At 33.6% G+C, this 18,443-nt stretch carries 15 protein-coding genes; 4 read left to right on the top strand and 11 right to left on the bottom strand.

All coding sequences use genetic code 11. From position 1 onward, the window contains the following. Window positions 1-11 precede the first annotated feature (11 nt). The 6 genes from N3Z16_RS08125 to N3Z16_RS08100 all read right to left on the bottom strand — a co-directional run bounded on the left by N3Z16_RS08125 (window position 12) and on the right by N3Z16_RS08100 (window position 5,744). Entirely contained in the window at window positions 12-1,820 is a 1,809-nt protein-coding gene (locus tag N3Z16_RS08125; protein ID WP_282486113.1) for an autotransporter assembly complex protein TamA, read from the bottom strand. A 21-nt stretch (window positions 1,821-1,841) separates the two neighbouring features. Then, complete coding sequence (locus N3Z16_RS08120; RefSeq protein WP_282486112.1) at window positions 1,842-2,603, bottom strand: ABC transporter ATP-binding protein; 762 nt, start codon at window positions 2,601-2,603, stop codon at window positions 1,842-1,844. A gap of 11 nt (window positions 2,604-2,614) precedes the next feature. Further along, window positions 2,615-3,388, bottom strand: coding sequence for an MlaE family ABC transporter permease (locus N3Z16_RS08115; RefSeq protein ID WP_223939035.1), 774 nt, complete (start codon window positions 3,386-3,388; stop codon window positions 2,615-2,617). A 57-nt stretch (window positions 3,389-3,445) separates the two neighbouring features. After that, window positions 3,446-4,549, bottom strand: coding sequence for an alanine racemase (locus N3Z16_RS08110; protein ID WP_282486111.1), 1,104 nt, complete (start codon window positions 4,547-4,549; stop codon window positions 3,446-3,448). Beyond that, a complete protein-coding gene (gene coaD / locus N3Z16_RS08105; protein WP_282486979.1) occupies window positions 4,546-5,055 on the bottom strand; it encodes a pantetheine-phosphate adenylyltransferase in 510 nt (169 codons plus the stop codon). The genes N3Z16_RS08110 and coaD overlap by 4 nt, the downstream gene beginning before the upstream one ends. A gap of 116 nt (window positions 5,056-5,171) precedes the next feature. Then, window positions 5,172-5,744 carry a GNAT family N-acetyltransferase gene (locus tag N3Z16_RS08100; RefSeq protein ID WP_282486109.1) on the bottom strand — a complete coding sequence of 191 codons (573 nt, stop codon included), beginning with the start codon at window positions 5,742-5,744 and terminating at the stop codon, window positions 5,172-5,174. A gap of 144 nt (window positions 5,745-5,888) precedes the next feature. Between N3Z16_RS08100 and parA the strand changes: the two genes are divergently transcribed. The 3 genes from parA (at window position 5,889) to N3Z16_RS08085 (ending at window position 9,789) form a co-directional block, all read left to right on the top strand. After that, a complete protein-coding gene (gene parA / locus N3Z16_RS08095; RefSeq protein WP_282486108.1) occupies window positions 5,889-6,557 on the top strand; it encodes a ParA family partition ATPase in 669 nt (222 codons plus the stop codon). A 99-nt stretch (window positions 6,558-6,656) separates the two neighbouring features. Continuing rightward, window positions 6,657-7,082, top strand: coding sequence for a hypothetical protein (locus tag N3Z16_RS08090; RefSeq protein ID WP_282486107.1), 426 nt, complete (start codon window positions 6,657-6,659; stop codon window positions 7,080-7,082). 7 nt (window positions 7,083-7,089) lie between these two features. Next, window positions 7,090-9,789 (top strand): PD-(D/E)XK nuclease family protein, encoded by a 2,700-nt coding sequence (locus tag N3Z16_RS08085; protein WP_282486106.1) that lies wholly within the window; start codon window positions 7,090-7,092, stop codon window positions 9,787-9,789. Between the two features lie 143 nt (window positions 9,790-9,932). Here the strand turns inward: N3Z16_RS08085 and N3Z16_RS08080 are convergent, their stop codons facing one another. The 4 genes from N3Z16_RS08080 to N3Z16_RS08065 all read right to left on the bottom strand — a co-directional run bounded on the left by N3Z16_RS08080 (window position 9,933) and on the right by N3Z16_RS08065 (window position 14,776). Continuing rightward, window positions 9,933-12,749: a sodium:solute symporter family transporter gene (locus N3Z16_RS08080; protein WP_282486105.1), complete on the bottom strand. Its 2,817-nt coding sequence runs from the start codon at window positions 12,747-12,749 to the stop codon at window positions 9,933-9,935. A 223-nt stretch (window positions 12,750-12,972) separates the two neighbouring features. Then, window positions 12,973-13,356 carry a cell division protein FtsL gene (gene ftsL / locus N3Z16_RS08075; RefSeq protein ID WP_282486104.1) on the bottom strand — a complete coding sequence of 128 codons (384 nt, stop codon included), beginning with the start codon at window positions 13,354-13,356 and terminating at the stop codon, window positions 12,973-12,975. Beyond that, complete coding sequence (gene rsmH / locus N3Z16_RS08070; RefSeq protein ID WP_282486978.1) at window positions 13,353-14,282, bottom strand: 16S rRNA (cytosine(1402)-N(4))-methyltransferase RsmH; 930 nt, start codon at window positions 14,280-14,282, stop codon at window positions 13,353-13,355. Before rsmH ends, ftsL begins: the two co-directional genes overlap by 4 nt. Before the next feature lie 26 nt (window positions 14,283-14,308). Next, entirely contained in the window at window positions 14,309-14,776 is a 468-nt protein-coding gene (locus tag N3Z16_RS08065) for a division/cell wall cluster transcriptional repressor MraZ (protein ID WP_223938800.1), read from the bottom strand. A 312-nt stretch (window positions 14,777-15,088) separates the two neighbouring features. On the opposite strand from N3Z16_RS08065, the gene N3Z16_RS08060 reads away from it, so the two are divergent. Continuing rightward, window positions 15,089-16,015: an SPFH domain-containing protein gene (locus N3Z16_RS08060; RefSeq protein ID WP_282486103.1), complete on the top strand. Its 927-nt coding sequence runs from the start codon at window positions 15,089-15,091 to the stop codon at window positions 16,013-16,015. A gap of 40 nt (window positions 16,016-16,055) precedes the next feature. On the opposite strand, the gene lon is transcribed toward N3Z16_RS08060, so the two are convergent. Next, complete coding sequence (gene lon, locus N3Z16_RS08055; protein WP_282486101.1) at window positions 16,056-18,368, bottom strand: endopeptidase La; 2,313 nt, start codon at window positions 18,366-18,368, stop codon at window positions 16,056-16,058. Between the last annotated feature and the right edge of the window lie 75 nt (window positions 18,369-18,443).

Raw genomic sequence — 18,443 nt, 5'->3', positions numbered from 1 at the left:
TTTTCTCTAAGCTAGAAGTTTTGCCCAATACCAAAATATAACTGAAAGGCTTTATCAACCTTTTTCCTTGGTTTAACCGGAAAACCTATATCTAGCCTTAGAGGTCCAAAATCAGTAAAGTACCGCATGCCCGCTCCAAAACCATGGAACATTTTTTTACCAAGCGCTGGAGTAGTGGAACTAAATACGTTGCCACTGTCAAAAAATACTACGAGACCAATATCATTTTTTATCTTAGTTCTAAGTTCAAGGTTACTTAAAATCATCGAACGGCCTCCGATCGGATGATTTTTTTGGTCAATCGGTCCTGCAAGCTGATAAGCATAACCTCTTACGGACCCAACCCCACCTGTATAAAACCTTTCGTTCGCCGGTATTTTTGCCGATTTCGTTCCGCTAATTACCCCAGCCGAAACCTTTATGGCTATAACCGGATCAAACTTAACTCTAAAAGGAGTGTATTTAGCTGCTATAACTTCATTTTTAAAGAAAGATCTAGCTCCTGTTTTTGTAGGAAAAAAAGGTTCTGTTTTAAACTGCAATTCAAGACCTTTATGAGTATTTAAAATATTATCTCTTGTATCGCGCTTGAGAAATAATGGAATCGAGAGAAAAGAAAAGTCCTTTGAACCTTGCGTCTCTTTAACAACACTATAAGAATATTTACCCGAAACACCAGCCGTCCATATATTAGTTAGTTTTCTTTCTATACCGACAGATAACATACCTTCTCTATTATCATAAGCTTTTGAGGTAGTATTTTCTCCGGAAAGTCCTATTTTTAAAGTTTGATTATCTTGTTTATAAAAAGGTTTGGTAAATTCAAGATCAATAATTTGTTCCTTCTGATTGCCAGAAATTTCAGTCTTTACCGTTTCCCCGTTACCAAAAAAGTTTTTATGATTCCACCCCAGTGTAGTACCAAAACCTAAATCGGTTCCATAACTAAAACCAGCTTTTACGCTTCTATGTTTCTGTTCTTTTAAATCAAATACTATTGGTACTTTACCCTTATTGTCGGTATGATCTGGTATTTCAGTGTTTATTATTGCAAAAAGTCCTGTCTTTTGAAGAGAACCTTGGGCTTCTTGGAGGAAAGAAGGCCTAAAACATTGATCATTTTTAAATGGAATTAATTTTTTAACGTAATCCGGATTTACAGAACGTAGGCCTTTAAAATCAACCGATTTAATTGTTGCATATGGCCCTGCATTAATTATAAAATTTATCATCATAGTATCATCGGAATTATCGATAATAGCTTCATGCGTTACCTCTAAACTTAAGAGGCAGTTATTCTTTTCGATATTTTTAGTGAGTACTTTTTCGGAATCTATAACATTAGCGGCTACTGCGAAATCTCCTTCCTTAATTTTAAGCCCGGTAATATCCGGAATGTTTATGTCATGATTACTGTTTTCTGCATATTTCAGAATAATTTTTTTTACTTTATACCTTTCCCAGCCATTCACATAAAAAATAATGGAATTTTCTGTTTCTGGAAATTCAGTCTCGATAGTTGCATCATAGTACCCTTCGGAATGTAAATATCGTAAGAAAGATTTTTTACCTTCGCTTTCCCAGTAAGCTTTTTGGTTTATTGTGTTATATAACTTGGCCGTTTTTTCCATATTTCGGGCGAGTTCGTTCAGTTTTTTCATAACTGATTTTATAGAACTTTCAACTTCCGGCTGTTCTTTAATAATTAACTTAATAGAAGTGTATTTTGATTCCTTTGCAAGCGCCACATAAGGTACAATAATAAGGCAAACTGTAGCTAGTAGTATTATTGCATAATAAAAAAAATTTTTATTGCTCATTACATAGTTCTACTTATTTACTTAGACCTCAAAAGGTCCAGACGATAATCCGTTAATAAATTGAAACATATATGGATTATCTGTTGTATCCATTTCCTCTTTAGTTCCAGACCATTGGATTTTGCCATTGTGGATTAAAACCACTTCTTTAGCAATTCTTCTAACACTATTCATATCATGAGTAATAGCTATTGTTGTTGCCCCTAGTTCTTCTCGAATTTTAATAATTAAATCATTAATAACATTGGCCATGATAGGATCAAGACCCGTAGTTGGTTCGTCAAAAAATATAATTTGGGGATCTGTACAAATTGCTCGCGCTAGAGATACTCTTTTTTGCATTCCTCCTGATAATTCCGCTGGATACAAGTTTAATATCCTCTCGGAAAGTCCAACTGACTTTAGCTTTTTGAGAGCTAATTCTTTTATTTCATCTCTTTTTAAGGAATATAATTTCTGGGCAAAGAAAGTGATATTTTCACTGACACTTAAGGAATCAAATAATGCTCCTCCCTGGAAAAGGAAACCACAATTTTCTAAAATTTTTAAGCGAGCTTTAGAGGAAATATTTACTGTTTCTTGATCATCCAAAGTTATGCTTCCCTTATCCGGCGTTAGAAGTCCTATAATTGTTTTAATTAAAACCGACTTTCCCGTACCTGAACCGCCCAGAATAACAAGAGAACTGTCTTTTTTTACATCAAGGTCTATCCCGTCAAGCACTTTATGATTACCAAATGCTTTGTGTAAATTACGAACTTTTATTTTTATATTATCTGTCATAACGTAATAAATTAACTGAAAAATAACTCAGTAATTAAATAATTACTCAGTAAAATTAGTATTGAAGACGATACCACGGCATCAGTAGTTGCTGTTCCAACACCTCTAGCTCCCTTATTTGAATGATAACCATGATAACAGCTCATTATTGCTATTATAAAACCAAATACCGCAGCTTTAACTAAACCGGAAACTACATCTATAGTTTCTAGATACTCAACTGTATTTTTAATATAAGTAATACCATTAAAACCAAGTTTATAAACACTAACTAGATAACCGCCCATTACCCCTATAATATCTCCAATTAGCACTAGGCACGGCATAGTAAGTACAGCTGCGATCACTCTTGGAACTACCAGATATTTAATTGGGTCAGTAGATAAAGTAAATAAGGCGTCAATTTGTTCGGTGACTTTCATTGTACCTATTTCAGCTGCAATCGAAGCTCCTACTCTTCCTGCTACCATAAGACCGGCAAGTACAGGACCAAGTTCCCTGGTTATAGAAAGAACGACAACCGTTGCAATTGAACTTTCAGCAGAAAATCGTGAAAAACCTGTATAGCTTTGCAGAGCTAAAACTGCTCCGGAAAAAACGGCAGTCATTGCTACTACCGGTAAGGAAAAATAGCCTATAGAAATTATCTGACGTAAAATTAAACTCAAATAGAATGGCCTCCTAATCAACCCGCTAATAGTTTTTGCAATAAAAATTGAAAGGATTCCAACTTTCTGAAAAAAATCAAGAGCCTGGCGTCCTATATATTGTAGAGGTAAAAACATAATCATTTTATATTATTTTAGGTTTAACATAATTAATAGCATCAAAACTGGTATATGTTAATATTTATAAAATTTATGATATCTATTGCCAAGCATAGTTAATATTTCATAACCGTTTGTTCCGGCTAGATTCGCAATTTTATCAAGGCTCATATTTTTTCCTATAATTTCTACAGTTTGTCCTAAAAATAATTCTTCCGGCGGTATTTTAGTAACATCAACGGTAATTAAATCCATTGACACTCTACCTATTACGGGAGCTGGTTTATCATTAATAAATACTATTCCCTTGTTACTTAACGACCGTGGATATCCGTCAGCATACCCTAAAGGCAAAGTAGCAATAAGATGTCTTTCTCCAAGTTCATAAGTTCTATTGTAACCAACATGCTGGCCCTTATCCAGATCTTTTATCTGTATTATAGGGGCTTCCAGGGTTACCGGATTTTTAATAACAGATTCCTGCAGATAAGGAGTTGGATTGACTCCATAAATAGCTACTCCAGGCCGAGCAATGTCAAAATGATATTCCGGTCCTAAAAAAATCCCACTAGAATTTACTAGGCTTTTTTTTGCATTCGGAAATAGAGATGCTAATTGCTTAAATTTCATTAACTGTTCTTTATTTGTCTGATTATCGGGTTCTTCAGAAGAAGATAAATGACTCATAACGCATAAAACATCCAATTCATTAGCATTTTGGACTAAATCATTAAATTCTCCTTCTGGTATACCAAAACGATTCATTCCTGTATCGATATGTAAAAAACAGGATAATTTTTTATTTAATTGATGAGATAGATTTCGCCATAATTCCAATTGTTTAAAGGAATTCAAAACTGGAATAAGATTATAGTTAATAAAATCGTCTCGGTCAGCAGTAAAATAACCATTTAAAACACAGATTTTTAGGTTTTTATGATTTAAATTCTCTTTACTAAATCTTTCCCTTAAGGTTACACCTTCGTCTGTATTGGCTACAAAAAAATACTTACAACCGAAATTAGCAAGGATAGGAGCTATCTGTTCTGCTCCAAGACCATAACAATTAGCTTTAACTGCTGCTCCTACCTCAGTCAGTGTACAAATTTTTTGTAAAGCCCGGTAATTATCCCTTATAATGTCCAGATCTATTGTAAGAGTACATTTTGAAGTAATCATTTTTTATTTTTATAGTATTCCACTACTTTTTCTTCTATTTCTGGAATTAAAAAAGCGGAAATAGAACCACCAAGACTGGCTATTTCTTTTACTAATCTTGAAGAAATAAATTGGTTTTTTTCTGAGGCTGGTAAAAATATAGTTTCTATATTCCCATTTAATCGTGAATTCATGCACGCCATTTGGAATTCATATTCAAAATCAGAAACGGCCCTAAGTCCCCGTACAATTATGCTTACCCCCATTTTACTTGCAAAATTTACAAGTAGACCGTCAAACTTCATAACTTTTACATTACTAGCAATACCATATTTTTCTAGATAAATCTGAGCAAGCGCACATCTCTCTTCTATAGAAAACATAGGATTTTTGCTATAAGAAGTAGAAATTGCTAGTACTAACTCATCAGTAATTTTACTGGCTCTGGCAATTATATCCGCATGGCCATTGGTTATTGGATCAAACGTTCCAGGGTATATTCCTATTGTTTTCTTGGTCATATTCAGGCAATTATTTTACAATAACCTTTCTTATATAATAAATCTGTAGGTCATAGCAAGTATTATAAGAAATTAGCTGGTTGTTTCTTATTTCTATTAACTATATCGCTTTTTGCTTTTAATTAATTTTCCGAAAATATTTTTGTATCAAAAGTGAAAATATGGCGCTGTGGTTGGTATTTATCAAAATCGACCACCTTCACTTGACAAGAAAATTTTCCATTGGTATAAGTCCCTATAACACGTTTCCAAAAATTTAAGCCTTTGTGATTTTCAGGAATAACAGACACTTCCCAGATACCAGAATATTTATTAAAAACTTCCCACGCGGCCTCTCTAGCGATTCCTTTATTCTGGAACTTAGCGATAACAAAGAATTCTCCCATATTCCAGTTACTACTGCTCTCTTTAGTCTCCTTATCAACTAAAATAAATCCCGCCAATTCACTATTTACTTTAATTAAAAAAGGCCAACGATTTTCATCCTCAAAATAAATTCTAAAGTCAAAACATTCATAAAGGCCATTTGCCGGCATTGACCAATCCTCTGAAATAAAACCGCAATATCGTGACAAATCATATACGTAAAATCTTGCCATATTTTGGATAACTGGATAATCATTATAAGTTGCCGGTACGATTATCGGCCTTAATAATTTACTACTCATTTTTGTTTTATCACCTATATCTACCATAAGCACCAGATTAAAAGTAATTAAGCTGCAAATTATAGAAAAAACATAACAGGAAATCAATTACTTACAAAGCTAACAAAGTTTTAATTTAGACTTTCAGGTAGAATTAATATTTAATAAAGTTGTAATTATTAGGGAAATATTATGGCACAAATTATTACAATAGCCCAGCAAAAAGGGGGAGCTGGTAAAACTACTATTGCAGCCCATATTGCTGTATCTCTTGCTCAAACAGGTAGAAGAGTAGCAGTTATCGATATAGATCCGCAAGGAAGTTTAAGTAGATGGCATCTCTTGCGAGAAAAAAAATTCGGAATCGGTTATACCGGTCTTCATTTTGTTGCTAGTTCTGGGTGGAGGATTGAAGGAGTAATCAGTAATCTGCAAAATAAAGTGGATTACATAATTATTGACGCTCCTCCTCACACAGAAACCGAATCGAAGTCAGCTATTAGAGCATCAAGCTTGGTTATTGTGCCTATGCAACCAAGCCCAACCGACCTCTGGGCAACAGAAACAACTATTGATTTTGCAAAAAGTGAAAATATTCCGGCTAAAATTTTAATAAACAGATATAACCCTACGTCAAAAATTAGTAAAGAAATTATAAAACAATTAAAGGCTGAGGTTTTTAAGAATACTATTGGTAATAGAGTGGCATTTAGTTCCTGTTTTTTAAACGGCGTAACCGTAACAGAAAATCAGCCAAATTCTTCGGCAGCAATTGAAATAAAAAATTTTGTTGAAGAGATTCTGTATATTACTGAAAAAGCTGAAGGTAAAGCAGCTAATAGAGTTTTAGAAAAGGCTTAATATAAACACATTAACTTGATTAAAAATATAAACCTAATTATAAGACTTATGAGCTTAAGATAAAGCTATTCTAGATTAAGATTTAAACTCTTTAATTAAATGAGCCAGTTCGAAATTTATTTACTACTATTTACAGATGTTTTAACTGCTAATCTTGCTTTTAATACTTCTTCGGAAATAGTATTAGATACTATGAACCTGTTTGGTAATTACCACAAACAACTCATGTTATCAGTGGCATTAATAGCGTATGCATTTTCGATCGGTATAAATTATATATTAGGAGTAGCATGTTATAAAATTTTAACTCCAGCAAAAGAAGAACAAAACCAGTTAAATACAAAAATCAATAGCATCAAAAATTCTAAGCTGTTAGCGGTCATAATTGCTATTAGTTTTTTACCATTTTTTGGTAAATTTATAGTACTGTTTTCAGGATTTTGCCGTATAAAATTTAAAACGGTTTTGATCATTTCTATTCTTACAAAATTAGTTTACTATAGCTTTTTAATATTTTCTACTTAGCATCTATATGCCTATATACCGCACCTCGGTAAAAAAATTTTTTATCAGCGAAGTAACTGAATTTATTTTTGCTAATTTTGAAAATCATTTCGATAATTTAAAAATTATTCTGCCAAATGGGCATCTCTGTAATTATGTACAAAAAAATATAGTAAGTAAATTAGGTACAACAATATTACCTAATATTATACCAATAAATGATATCAGCTCCTCTCTAGAAGATAGTTTCCAGATACCTTCACAGCAAATTGGAAAAATAACGAGCTTAGAAGAGAGAATAATTTTAACAGAAATTATCAACTCCTATGATAAGTTAAATTATACTCTCCCCCAAACTATCAGTTTAGCTAGTTCGCTTGCAAAATTATTCTTCGAATTTGAAGCTAATAACATTGAGTTTAATAAATTAAAAAACATTCCCACTTTAGATCAGGCAGAACATTGGCACTTTATTTATGATTTTTTAGAATTTGCTTATAAAAACTGGCAAGAAAAAATTACTGCTTTAAAAAAATCCACACCTGTCCAGCACCAAAAATTAATATTTAATGCTGAATTAAACAGAATCAGAGATGCTAAAAATTACACGGTTATTGCCGGTGTAATAGGTAATAACCAAATAACAAAGGATTTTATTGTTGAAATATCTAAATTAAAAAATGGTTATATTATCTTGCCGCCGTTTGTTGCACCGGACCAATTAGAATTAGCTAAACTACTTCCTGAAGAGCCTTTATACAATATAGGTAAATTGCTAAATCAATTATCTGTAGATCTCCAAAATGTTCCATATTTAGGCAAAATAGCTATACCCTCAATGTTAGATAATTTGTTACTTAAAAGTGCGTCTGGGAATTGCAGAAATGAAATAAAATATGTGGAATTTGATAACATATTTCTAGAAGCAGAGTATGTTGCAGCAAAATGTTATGAGGCTTTAACAGTAAAGCCAGATGCTAAAATTGCAGTCCTGATTTCTGATGATAAAATAAAAAATTATTTTATTGCTAAATTTGATAAATATGGCCTCAATTTCTCCGATTTGCTTGGAGAAAACATTTTAAACCTCCCATTAACTGGCCTGATGCTCGAAATAGCTAAAAACATTTGTCAGGAATTTTCTTTGCAGGATTTTATAAGCCTAATTTTGCACCCTTTAATCATTTGTGATGAAACAAGAAAATTAAAACAATTAATTGCCAAGCACAATAGATTTAGCCAAAATATCAATGATATAACTAAAATAATTGATGGTAATTTTACTGACCAAACACAATTAAATAAACTACATAATATTTGTAGAGTATTCAGCCATAAAGTTAGAAACCATAATTTTAGCACTTTTCTTATTGGAACTATGGAAGCTGTAAAAATAATATACCCTAATTTATGGCAAGGGTTTTACAATAATAAAATTACAAACGTTTTTACAGAAATCGTGCAAGTTACAGAGCATATTAAGCTTCCTGATCCAGAAAATTTTCCGGATATTCTTAAAGAATTAATTTCTGGCGGACGTATTTATAATGATCCAGACAATAGATCCATAATTATCTGCTCTCCTAACGAAGCAACACTTATAAATTATGATTTAATAATACATACAAGTTTTGTTTTGAATTCATATCCATTACCACAAATGGGGAGTCCATGGTTAAATAAGCAAATGATTGAACAAATAGGACTCGATTCTTGGACTGCACGGTTTGGGAATTCGATGTATGATTTTTATTTGAATTTACATAATAAAAATGTGCTAATTACCAGATCAATTAAAACTGGCAATTCTTCGGCATCTATACCGTCACCTTTTTTGTTAACCCTGAAACATATATTAAAAGAAAATCTGAATCAGAGTTTTATCTCCACAGATTCTACAATTAATAACCTTAACAAGCAGTCTGTAGAGCACGCCTTTGCCGAAACCTTCCCTGAGCAAATATCAACTACAGATATAGAAACTTTAATTCGAACTCCCTATAATTTTTATGCAAAAAAAATTCTCAATTTAAAAATTCCTCAGGAAATAGAAGAAACACCAGGATTATCAGAATTTGGAAATTTCTTTCACAAAGTCGTTGAAATATACACAAAAAATTATGCCTCCGATCCCCTAATTGCCTTAGATAGATTTAAAAATTATGCTAAGGAATTACTATCAGCGAGCGTATTTCCAAAACAAACAACAGCTTTTTGGCAAACCAAGATTGAGGCTATAGCTAATGATTTCATCATATTTGATCATAAGAGGCGGCAAAACCTAAAACAAATCGTTGTAGAAGCTCGTGGGGAACTCACAGTCGCTATTGCCGGTAAAAAAATAAAAATTGTCGCAATAGCTGACCGTATTGAAATAAATAAAGAAAATAAAGCAACAATAATTGATTATAAAACCGGTTCTATACCGACAAAAAAAGACGTCTTCTCAGGCCTAAGCCCACAGCTAATTATTGAATCGATTATATTACTTGACGGAGGTTTTGGCAAGCTAGGAAGCATAGAGGCAGAAAGTTTGGTTTATGTTAAAATTAATAGCAAAAGCCCCTATATTTCTTTAACTGAGATAGCAATTAATAAAGAAGATATCCAAAAACACAACCAAGGGCTAATAAATTTACTTACCCATTATATTACAACTGGCCAGTATTTTATAGAACCCAATTTAATGAACTACGACGATTATTGGCATTTAGCAAGAAGGTCATAAAAATATCGTTTCTAGGTTAAATACCTTTGTAATCATCAAATACAGCTTGTTTAGGAAAAACCTGTTAATTCCCTACACTCTCTTCCACAACTCATTTTTTATATAGCCGCAGGGAGAAATAGTTACAACCTCCTCCATGCTTTTTAGCTTTCTTTCGGCAGGGTAAAGCTGATTGTAGTGCCCATTCTTTTACTTTCGGCTTTGATTGTTCCGCCGTGTACTTCAATAACCTTTTTGCACACCGCAAGGCCTACTCCTCTTCCACCGGCAAAACTTTCTGTCCTTGAACTAACCGTAAATTCTTCAAATACTTCGTCTAATTCACTTGGTGGAATCTCTATCCCCTCGTCACTAATGCTGAAAATTATCGTTTCATTATCATTATCCCGTTTGATGCTAATTGCAATAGTTCCGCTTTTGGCGTAATTGATACTATTGATAATTAAATTATCTATTGCCTGGCTTAGGTAGTATTTATCAATATTTAAGATGATCCCCTCTTCAATATCCAGCTGCCAGTTCCTTCTGCTGGTCTCTGGCCCTTCTTGCCAGTGAATAGTACTTTCTTCCTCATTCTCGTATAGCTTGCGGCAAAGTGTAACCCTATCCTCTACTAGCTGACTAAAGTCCGTTTCTACCAGTTTTAAGTCATAACTTGGTTTATTCAGTTTTGAGAGGCTTGATATATTCGAATCAAATACCTCAAGACGAAGCGAGCTATCTAGTATCGTTTTAGCTGCTACTTTTCGCTGCTCATCATTTAACTTATCATAATCCTGCACCAGTACCTGAGCCATGCTCGATATCCCCGTCATCGGAGCGTGATATTCATGCGTTATATTGCGAATAAAACGTCCTTTTAATGCTTCTGCTTCCCTGGTCTGCTCCTTGTACATGTTTATCCGGCCACTTAGATGCTCGTTCTTTTCTTCAGTTAGCTCCTGATGCTCTTGTTTGGGTTTGAAAAACATTAATAATACCGCTCCGGCAAGTATTACCACATATATGGATACAAACTCAGGTGAACCGACTGTAAAATCAATCTCATTTATTCCAGCATAATATTTATATAGCTCTAAACCAAAGTAAAACCCTACTATGCTCATCCCTATCCCAAGCCGCCAACCGGTTAGAATCGTCGCTATTAATATATTCAGTACAAACAGGGCAAATTGTAACTGGCCAAATTTATTGACCATCACAAAGAAAACGGCAAATACAATCAACATATAGAAAATTACTATGTGCCACGCTACCTGCACTATAATCTCATGCTTTATCCTCGGCGGCCAAATCGGATACATCGCTATTACCACCCCTGTAACCATCATGATCTGATAAACAACTACAATCACCTTGCTTTGATCGCCTACAAGCTCTAACCTGGTCGAATACATGGTGCTAAAACCATATATTATAAAATATATCCCAAGCCACATGTAATTAAGCTCATCTTTTGGGGCTCTCTCCTTGCAAAACTCAATAAAGCTAAAATCCTGAATATTTCTTATTAAAGCTGATATCATCCGGTTATTTTCCTTCTTGCTCTTTTCCAAATAGCTATAATCCTTAATCCCGACCCAGCCACCTGCCTGCTTAAATATATAATGAAAGCCAAAAAGAACTAGCATATTGACGAGCATTCCTATCAATATAGTATCAGCTTTCACTTCAAAAATATTACCAACTAACACAACAAAAAATCCTGCCACCATTGCTGCCGACACTGACTTTTTTGTACTACGAAAACCCAGAATAGTCAGTAATAAGGGTACAGTTACAACAGCCATGTAAAAACTAGCTGAAGTCATTACTATACTAAGTAAATTAGCTTTTGAGAGAGCTAGATAAATAGCAAAAATACCTAATAAGAAAGAAAATATTTTTGAAATAGTTAATTTATTAATACCAATATTTAATGTTTTACTTATATCATTAGCAAATAATACTGCTGCAGAATTAATGCAAGAATCAGCTGTGGACATAGCTAATGAAGCTATACCTATTATAATTAATCCTTTAAGTCCTGAAAAAGCATAATTATCGGCTACATAATTCATTATCTGAGTCGGTTGCAATTCTGGATTAACTACTCTAACTAACAGCGATATCCACCCGCTAAATAATTCGATAAGCACGAGTAAAATGGCTGCTATTAGCCAAGCTTTTTTGAGTTGACCAATACTTTTTCCCATAGAAACTCTTTGAAAACCTGTAGGATCCATGCTTGGTAAAGCAAAATACAGTATTAAAGGTATCATTTCCCAAAACTTAGGGTTACCTAAATTAAATACCTCTTTATAATTAAAATTTGCTGTTCTGATCACATCATTAAAACTGAAATTATTTTCACTTGTGATATGGTTATAAATAATTACACCTATGAGAGGTATAACAAAGCCGAAAGTACAAAACTGGACTACATCAGTATGGGTTACAGCTCTAATACCACCAAAAGTGGAATATAATATTACTATCGTTGACGCTAATAAAAGAGCATATATAGAATCTATTCCTAAAAAATAGTTAAATACATTGCCAAAAACTTTAAATTGTACCGCTATTATCCCTATAGTTCCTAAAATTCCACAAACTGCTGTTATTAATCTTACTTCAATACCATACAAATTGCCCATTGCTTCTGCTACAGAAGTGCTACCTAAAAATTCTCCCATCCTTGGAACTAAAAGATACGCAGTTATAACTAAAGAAATGCTCATACAAATCGAAGGTATTAGATAATACAATCCATCAGAATAAGTATTAGAAAGTGTAACAAATAATCCGCTACCACTTGCCCAAGTTGCAACTATAGTTGCAACCAACGCTCCTGTAGAAAAATTTCTTCCACCTAACGCATAATCTTGAATTGTTTTAACTTTCTTACCAGACTTAAGACCCACAACAAGGTTGGTAACCAAAAACGCTATAAAAATAATTATATCAATATTGGAAGTCATTTTTTAAAATCTAATATTTAAATATACTAAAAGTTGCATTATATTCTTAACATAATCAACTTAATATATATTTAGCAAGAAAAAAATAAATATAAATTTTGCATATTTTTAAATTAATAGCTGAGGTAAAATAACTTGAATCCAATCAAGTCTCTGCAAATTTAGAACTTCTGCGTTTGAAATTAAATGCTTGTTATCAACCGCTACATAGCGACGCTTGCTTTTAATCCTTTACCATTGTCAAGTATTTAGCAGGCCCTTTTTTGTAACGCCATTTACTAGGTTTTCTAAAACTTTTAGCACTAGCGAGGATTTTGGTTTGGTCTAATTTTTCTTCTAATAGAGGATCTTTAGTTATTTGGGTTACTTTAGGTTTTTCTAAAGTTAAATATTTATTAGCAAGTTTTTGAATTCTTTCAGGTGAACCAAGATACGCTAATTCAGCCTTAAGAATCCGGATAGCATCTTCTTCGTTCCGAACTTGTTTTTTTATTTCTTCAAGTTCTAGCCTCAAAGTTACGACGCTGTCTTTTATAGTAAAAAGGCCATATATAGTTAGCAAACATAAGATTATGGCTATGTAGCTTATAACTTTATATAAACTCATCTTATACCCCCAATTTTTTGAGCAACTCTAAGACGGGCCGATCTTGATCTATGATTTTCCCTAATTTCACGAGTAGTTGGCAATATCGGCTTTTTTGAAATTATTTTTAACCATTTACTCTCATCGTAATTTTCTGGCTCGGGGGCGTATTTTGATCTGGCCACTTTTTTTAAGGAGTGATTTTTAAAAAAAGATTTTACAATACTATCTTCAAGTGAATGGAAAGATACGATAAGAACTCTCGCTCCCGGATTTAAAATATCATTTAGGTTACCTAAAAAACTTTCAAGATTCTCAAGCTCTTTATTGATATAGATTCTGATTGCTTGAAATGTTTTAGTTGCCGGATCAATTTTACTTTTTCGGTAATGCATGGATTTACGAACAATTTCAGCTAATCTAACTGTAGTGGTAATTGGTTCTTTTTGACGTTCCTGAACTATCATTTTTGCAATTTGCCTAGATTGTACTTCCTCACCATATTTATAAATCACTTCAGCCATTTCTTCTTCTGAAGCACTTGCTATAAAATCCGCAGCACTGTAACCGCTACTGCTCATGCGCATATCTAAATTACCATCACGCATGAAAGAAAACCCCCTTTCCTTTTCATCAAGCTGCATGGAAGAAACACCTAAATCTACTACTACCCCGTCGTACCTCTCCCCTCTTGAAAGTTCTTTTATATTAGCAAAATTGCCTTGAATAAATTCAAACCTTTCCTTGTATTTAGTACCAAGTTTTTCTGCATATTTGTAAACAGTTGGATCTTGATCAAGAGCCTTAACAAAGCAATTAGAAGTATCTAATATTGCTTTCGTATATCCCCCGGCACCGAAAGTACAATCGAGGTATTTTTTACCATGCTGTGGCTGCAAATTTTCAATAATTTCGCAAAGAAACACTGGATAATGAGGACTAGACAAAGTATTTTCTCCTAATGAAAGGTTATTCATGCCCCTACTCCCGAATTTTCTTGGTTCTTCAGTATAAATCTATTGCTTTGAGCTACCGCTTTGGCAGTTTTTAAATGAGCATCAAAAGCAACCGGATCCCAGACCTCGAAAACTAATCCTTTACCCACAAAAACGGCCTGCTCGGTAATTCCTACCTGCTGCATTAAATGAGCCGGAATAATAACTCTCCCTTCATTATCGAACTGTAATTGGATAGACTCTCCCATTACGATCGTTTCAAAAGCATCCCTTTCTTCAGAATATGGATCTAACTTCTGGATTATTCCGTATATTTCCTGAAGACGAGCCATACTACAGGCCTCAATACAATTATTTTTAAAGGAAGGGTAAATGATAATACCGTTAAATTTATCTTCAGATAACACCGATCTAAATGCAGAAGGAATAGACACTCTTCCCTTTTTGTCAATTTTGTTTTGATACTTTGAAAGAAAAATATTCATTTTACCTATACAAAAATCTCACCTACCAACAAAGGCTAACACAAAATTGGTAAAAAATGGGTTAACATGGGTATTTATGGAATAATTTGGAAAATAAACTTATATTTTTGCTTCGTCAAGTGATATTTGCATCACTTAATAATAAATTATAAGAATTATTTAATTTTTATAGAAATATAAGGTAAATAGTTTTTTAACTTTAAAAAACTATTTCTTATATTGATAATTTTAAGGGTAAATTAATAAAAACCATGATATAGTCACTACTACTGATAAAAATCTTAATTAAATTTCGCTCGGGGGAGAATAGTTATGGAAATATTGCTGCTAATTTTTGGGGTACTTGCCATCATATTGCTAGTTAAAATGATCAAGATTGTTCCTCAACAGGAAGCGTGGGTACTTGAAAATTTAGGTAAATTTGATCGAGTACTTGAACCTGGCCTAACTATTATAATTCCTATAGTTCAAAACATCGCCTATAAACACACATTAAAAGAACAAGCAATCGATGTTCATGCCCAGACAGCAATCTCGCAGGATAACGTTACCCTTTCAATTGACGGGGTTTTATACGTGAAAATCGTTGATCCGGTTGCAGCATCATATGGGGTAAGTAATCCGTATTACGCCATATCACAACTTGCTCAAACTACGATGCGCTCAGAAATAGGGAAATTAAAGCTGGATAAAACTTTTGAAGAAAGAGAAACTTTAAATCATGCAATCGTTACTTCTATAAATCTTGCTGCCGTTAACTGGGGTATCCAATGTATGAGATATGAGATTAAGGATATACAACCTCCTAAATCGATTTTACAAGCCATGGAATTGCAAGTAGCCGCTGAACGCCAAAAAAGAGCGAAAATCCTAGAATCCGAAGGTCACAGGCAAGCTCAGATCAACATTTCCGAGGGCGAGAAAGCTCAAGTTGTTCTTACCTCAGAAGCGGCTTATACTGATCAAATTAACAGAGCGAAAGGAGAAGCAGAAGCTATCTTATTTGTAGCCGAAGCTACTGCCAAATCTATAGAAGTTGTAGCTAGTTCCATTAAAAAAGATGGAGGATCAGAAGCTGTTTCTTTAAAGGTTGCTCAGCAATACGTAGAGTCTTTTGCTCATCTAGCTAAAGAATCAAATACAGTAATCTTGCCTGCAAACTTATCAAGTCCTAGCGGTTTTATTACTGAGGCTATGACAATTTACGATAAATTAAAGAAAGGTAAAAATACGAATTAACATACACCAAGATTTTGACTTTATAACCTTAAGCCCTTTTCTACACAAGGGCGTTTTTTAATACTTCTTCAATTTTTGCTACTGGAATAATCTCAAGGGTATTTTTAATATTCTCTGGTATTTCTTTCAAATCTTTTACATTATCAATAGGAATCAGAACGGTTTTAATTCCCCCTCTACTAGCGGCAAGTAATTTTTCTTTAAGCCCCCCAATAGGTAACACTTTCCCTCTTAAAGTAATTTCTCCGGTCATTGCAAGTGTTTTCTTAACAGGTTTTTTAGTCATGAGCGAAACAATAGTGGTGTATAGAGCAATACCAGCAGATGGTCCGTCTTTCGGGATCGCTCCTTCTGGAACGTGTATATGGATATCTACCTCCTTATAATCTTTTTCCTCAAGTCCAAGCTGTTTCGCTCTAGAAAGAAAGCAGCTATAAGCCGCATCCGCTGATTCTTTCATTACTTCACCAAGTTTGCCCGTAGCTTTTACTCCTCCTTTACCTGGAAAAGAAACTGCTTCAATAGTAAGTAAATCACCTCCGACTTCAGTATAAGCAAGACCTGTAGTACTCCCTATTTGATCTTCTTCTGCTGCTAAGCCGAATCTGTATTTTTTAACACCGAGATATTCTTCCAAGTCTGACGGATTTATCGTTACTGATTTCAACTTTTTGTCTTTTAAAATTCTGGTCAGAACTTTTCGAGCTAATGCCCCAATTTCTCTTTCTAGAGCCCTAACACCTGCTTCTTTAGTATAATATCTAATTAATTCGAGAATAGTTTCATCGGGAATAATTAGCTCATTAGGTTTCATCCCATGAAGCTTTAACTGCTTTTGTATTAAATGGTTTTTGGCTATTTGCAATTTCTCTTCTTCTATATACCCAGCGATATTAATAATTTCCATACGATCAAGTAAAGCTCTTGGTAAATCATAGGAATTTGCCGTAGCAATAAATACTATATTTGATAAATCATATTCTACTTCTAGATAGTGATCAGCAAAATGCGCATTTTGCTCAGGATCAAGCACTTCCAGTAAAGCTGAAGCAGGATCTCCTCTAAAATCAGCACTCATTTTATCAATTTCATCAAGCAAAAGCACCGGGTTATCTACTTTCGTTTTCTTAATCAAGGTAATAATTTTACCCGGCATAGAACCAAGATAAGTCCTACGATGCCCCCTGATTTCAGCTTCATCTCTAACTCCTCCGAGAGCAAACTTACAGTACTTTCTACCCATTGCTTCAGCAATTGATTTTACCAAAGATGTTTTACCAACCCCAGGAGGGCCTATAAAACAAAGTATTGGTCCTTTAATTTTGCGTGAACGTTTCAAAACAGATAGATATTCAACTATTCTTTCTTTTACTTTCTTAAGTCCGTAATGATCACGATTTAATATCATCTCAGTCTTGTTTATATCGATCGTAGCCTTAGTAGTTTTTCCCCAGGGCATTGAAAGCAAAGTGTCGAGATAATTTCTAACTACCGATGATTCTGCCGACATCTGGTTCATCATCTTAAGTTTTTTTAGTTCTGCATTAGCTTTTTCTCTTGCTTCTTTAGAAAGTTTAAGATTTTTTATTTTTTTATCGAGATCAAAAAAATCAGATCTTTCACTACCACCCTCCATCTCTTGTTGGATGGCTTTCATTTGTTCATTTAAGTAAAATTCCCTCTGAGTTTTTTCAATTTGTTTTTTTACTCTTTGCTGTATTAACTGCTCGGTATCAATTTGCATGGATTCTCGCATGATAATTTCTAGAAGCATTTCTGCTCTTTTTAGAATATCTACCTGCTCAAGCAGACTTTGTTTAAGATCTAGCTTAATTTCTAAATGGGAGGCTATTAAGTTGGTTATATAGCTAGGGTTTTTTTGTTGGTTAAGGATATTTAAAACTTCTAGATTTATTTTCTTATTACCCTTTGCATATTCTTGGAATTCTTCCATTATGTGTGCAGTAGCATTATTTAAAGCTTCCAGGTTATTCACTTCTGAATCAGGAATGATTAAATAGTCAGCGACAAAAATCTCTTTATCTTCAATGTGCACTAATTTTACTCGGTTTGTTACCTCAACAAGAATTTTTGCATTATTATTCGGTAATTTAACCGTTTGGATAATTTTTGCTAATACTCCAATTTTAAATAAATCACTTGTACTTGGATCTTCAATATCTTGTTTTTTTTGAGTAGTTAGAAGAATATGCTGACCGTCTTCTATTTTTTTTGCAGCCAACAAAGCGTTTAATGACTTTTCCCTACCGATAAAAACTGGAGCAATGGTACCGGGGAAAATTATTAAATCCCTCAGAGTTAATAATGGTAAAGTTTTCTTCTCATTGCTCATTATTTTGTTACCCTTTATAAAAAAAATTATGTATATATTTAATAGATTATAAGCTATATAATAGCAGCACTTAAC

It is taken from the genome of Candidatus Megaera polyxenophila, from assembly GCF_029982035.1.
GTDB lineage: Bacteria > Pseudomonadota > Alphaproteobacteria > Rickettsiales > Rickettsiaceae > Megaera > Megaera polyxenophila.
This window is presented reverse-complemented; position numbering and strand designations above follow the sequence as displayed.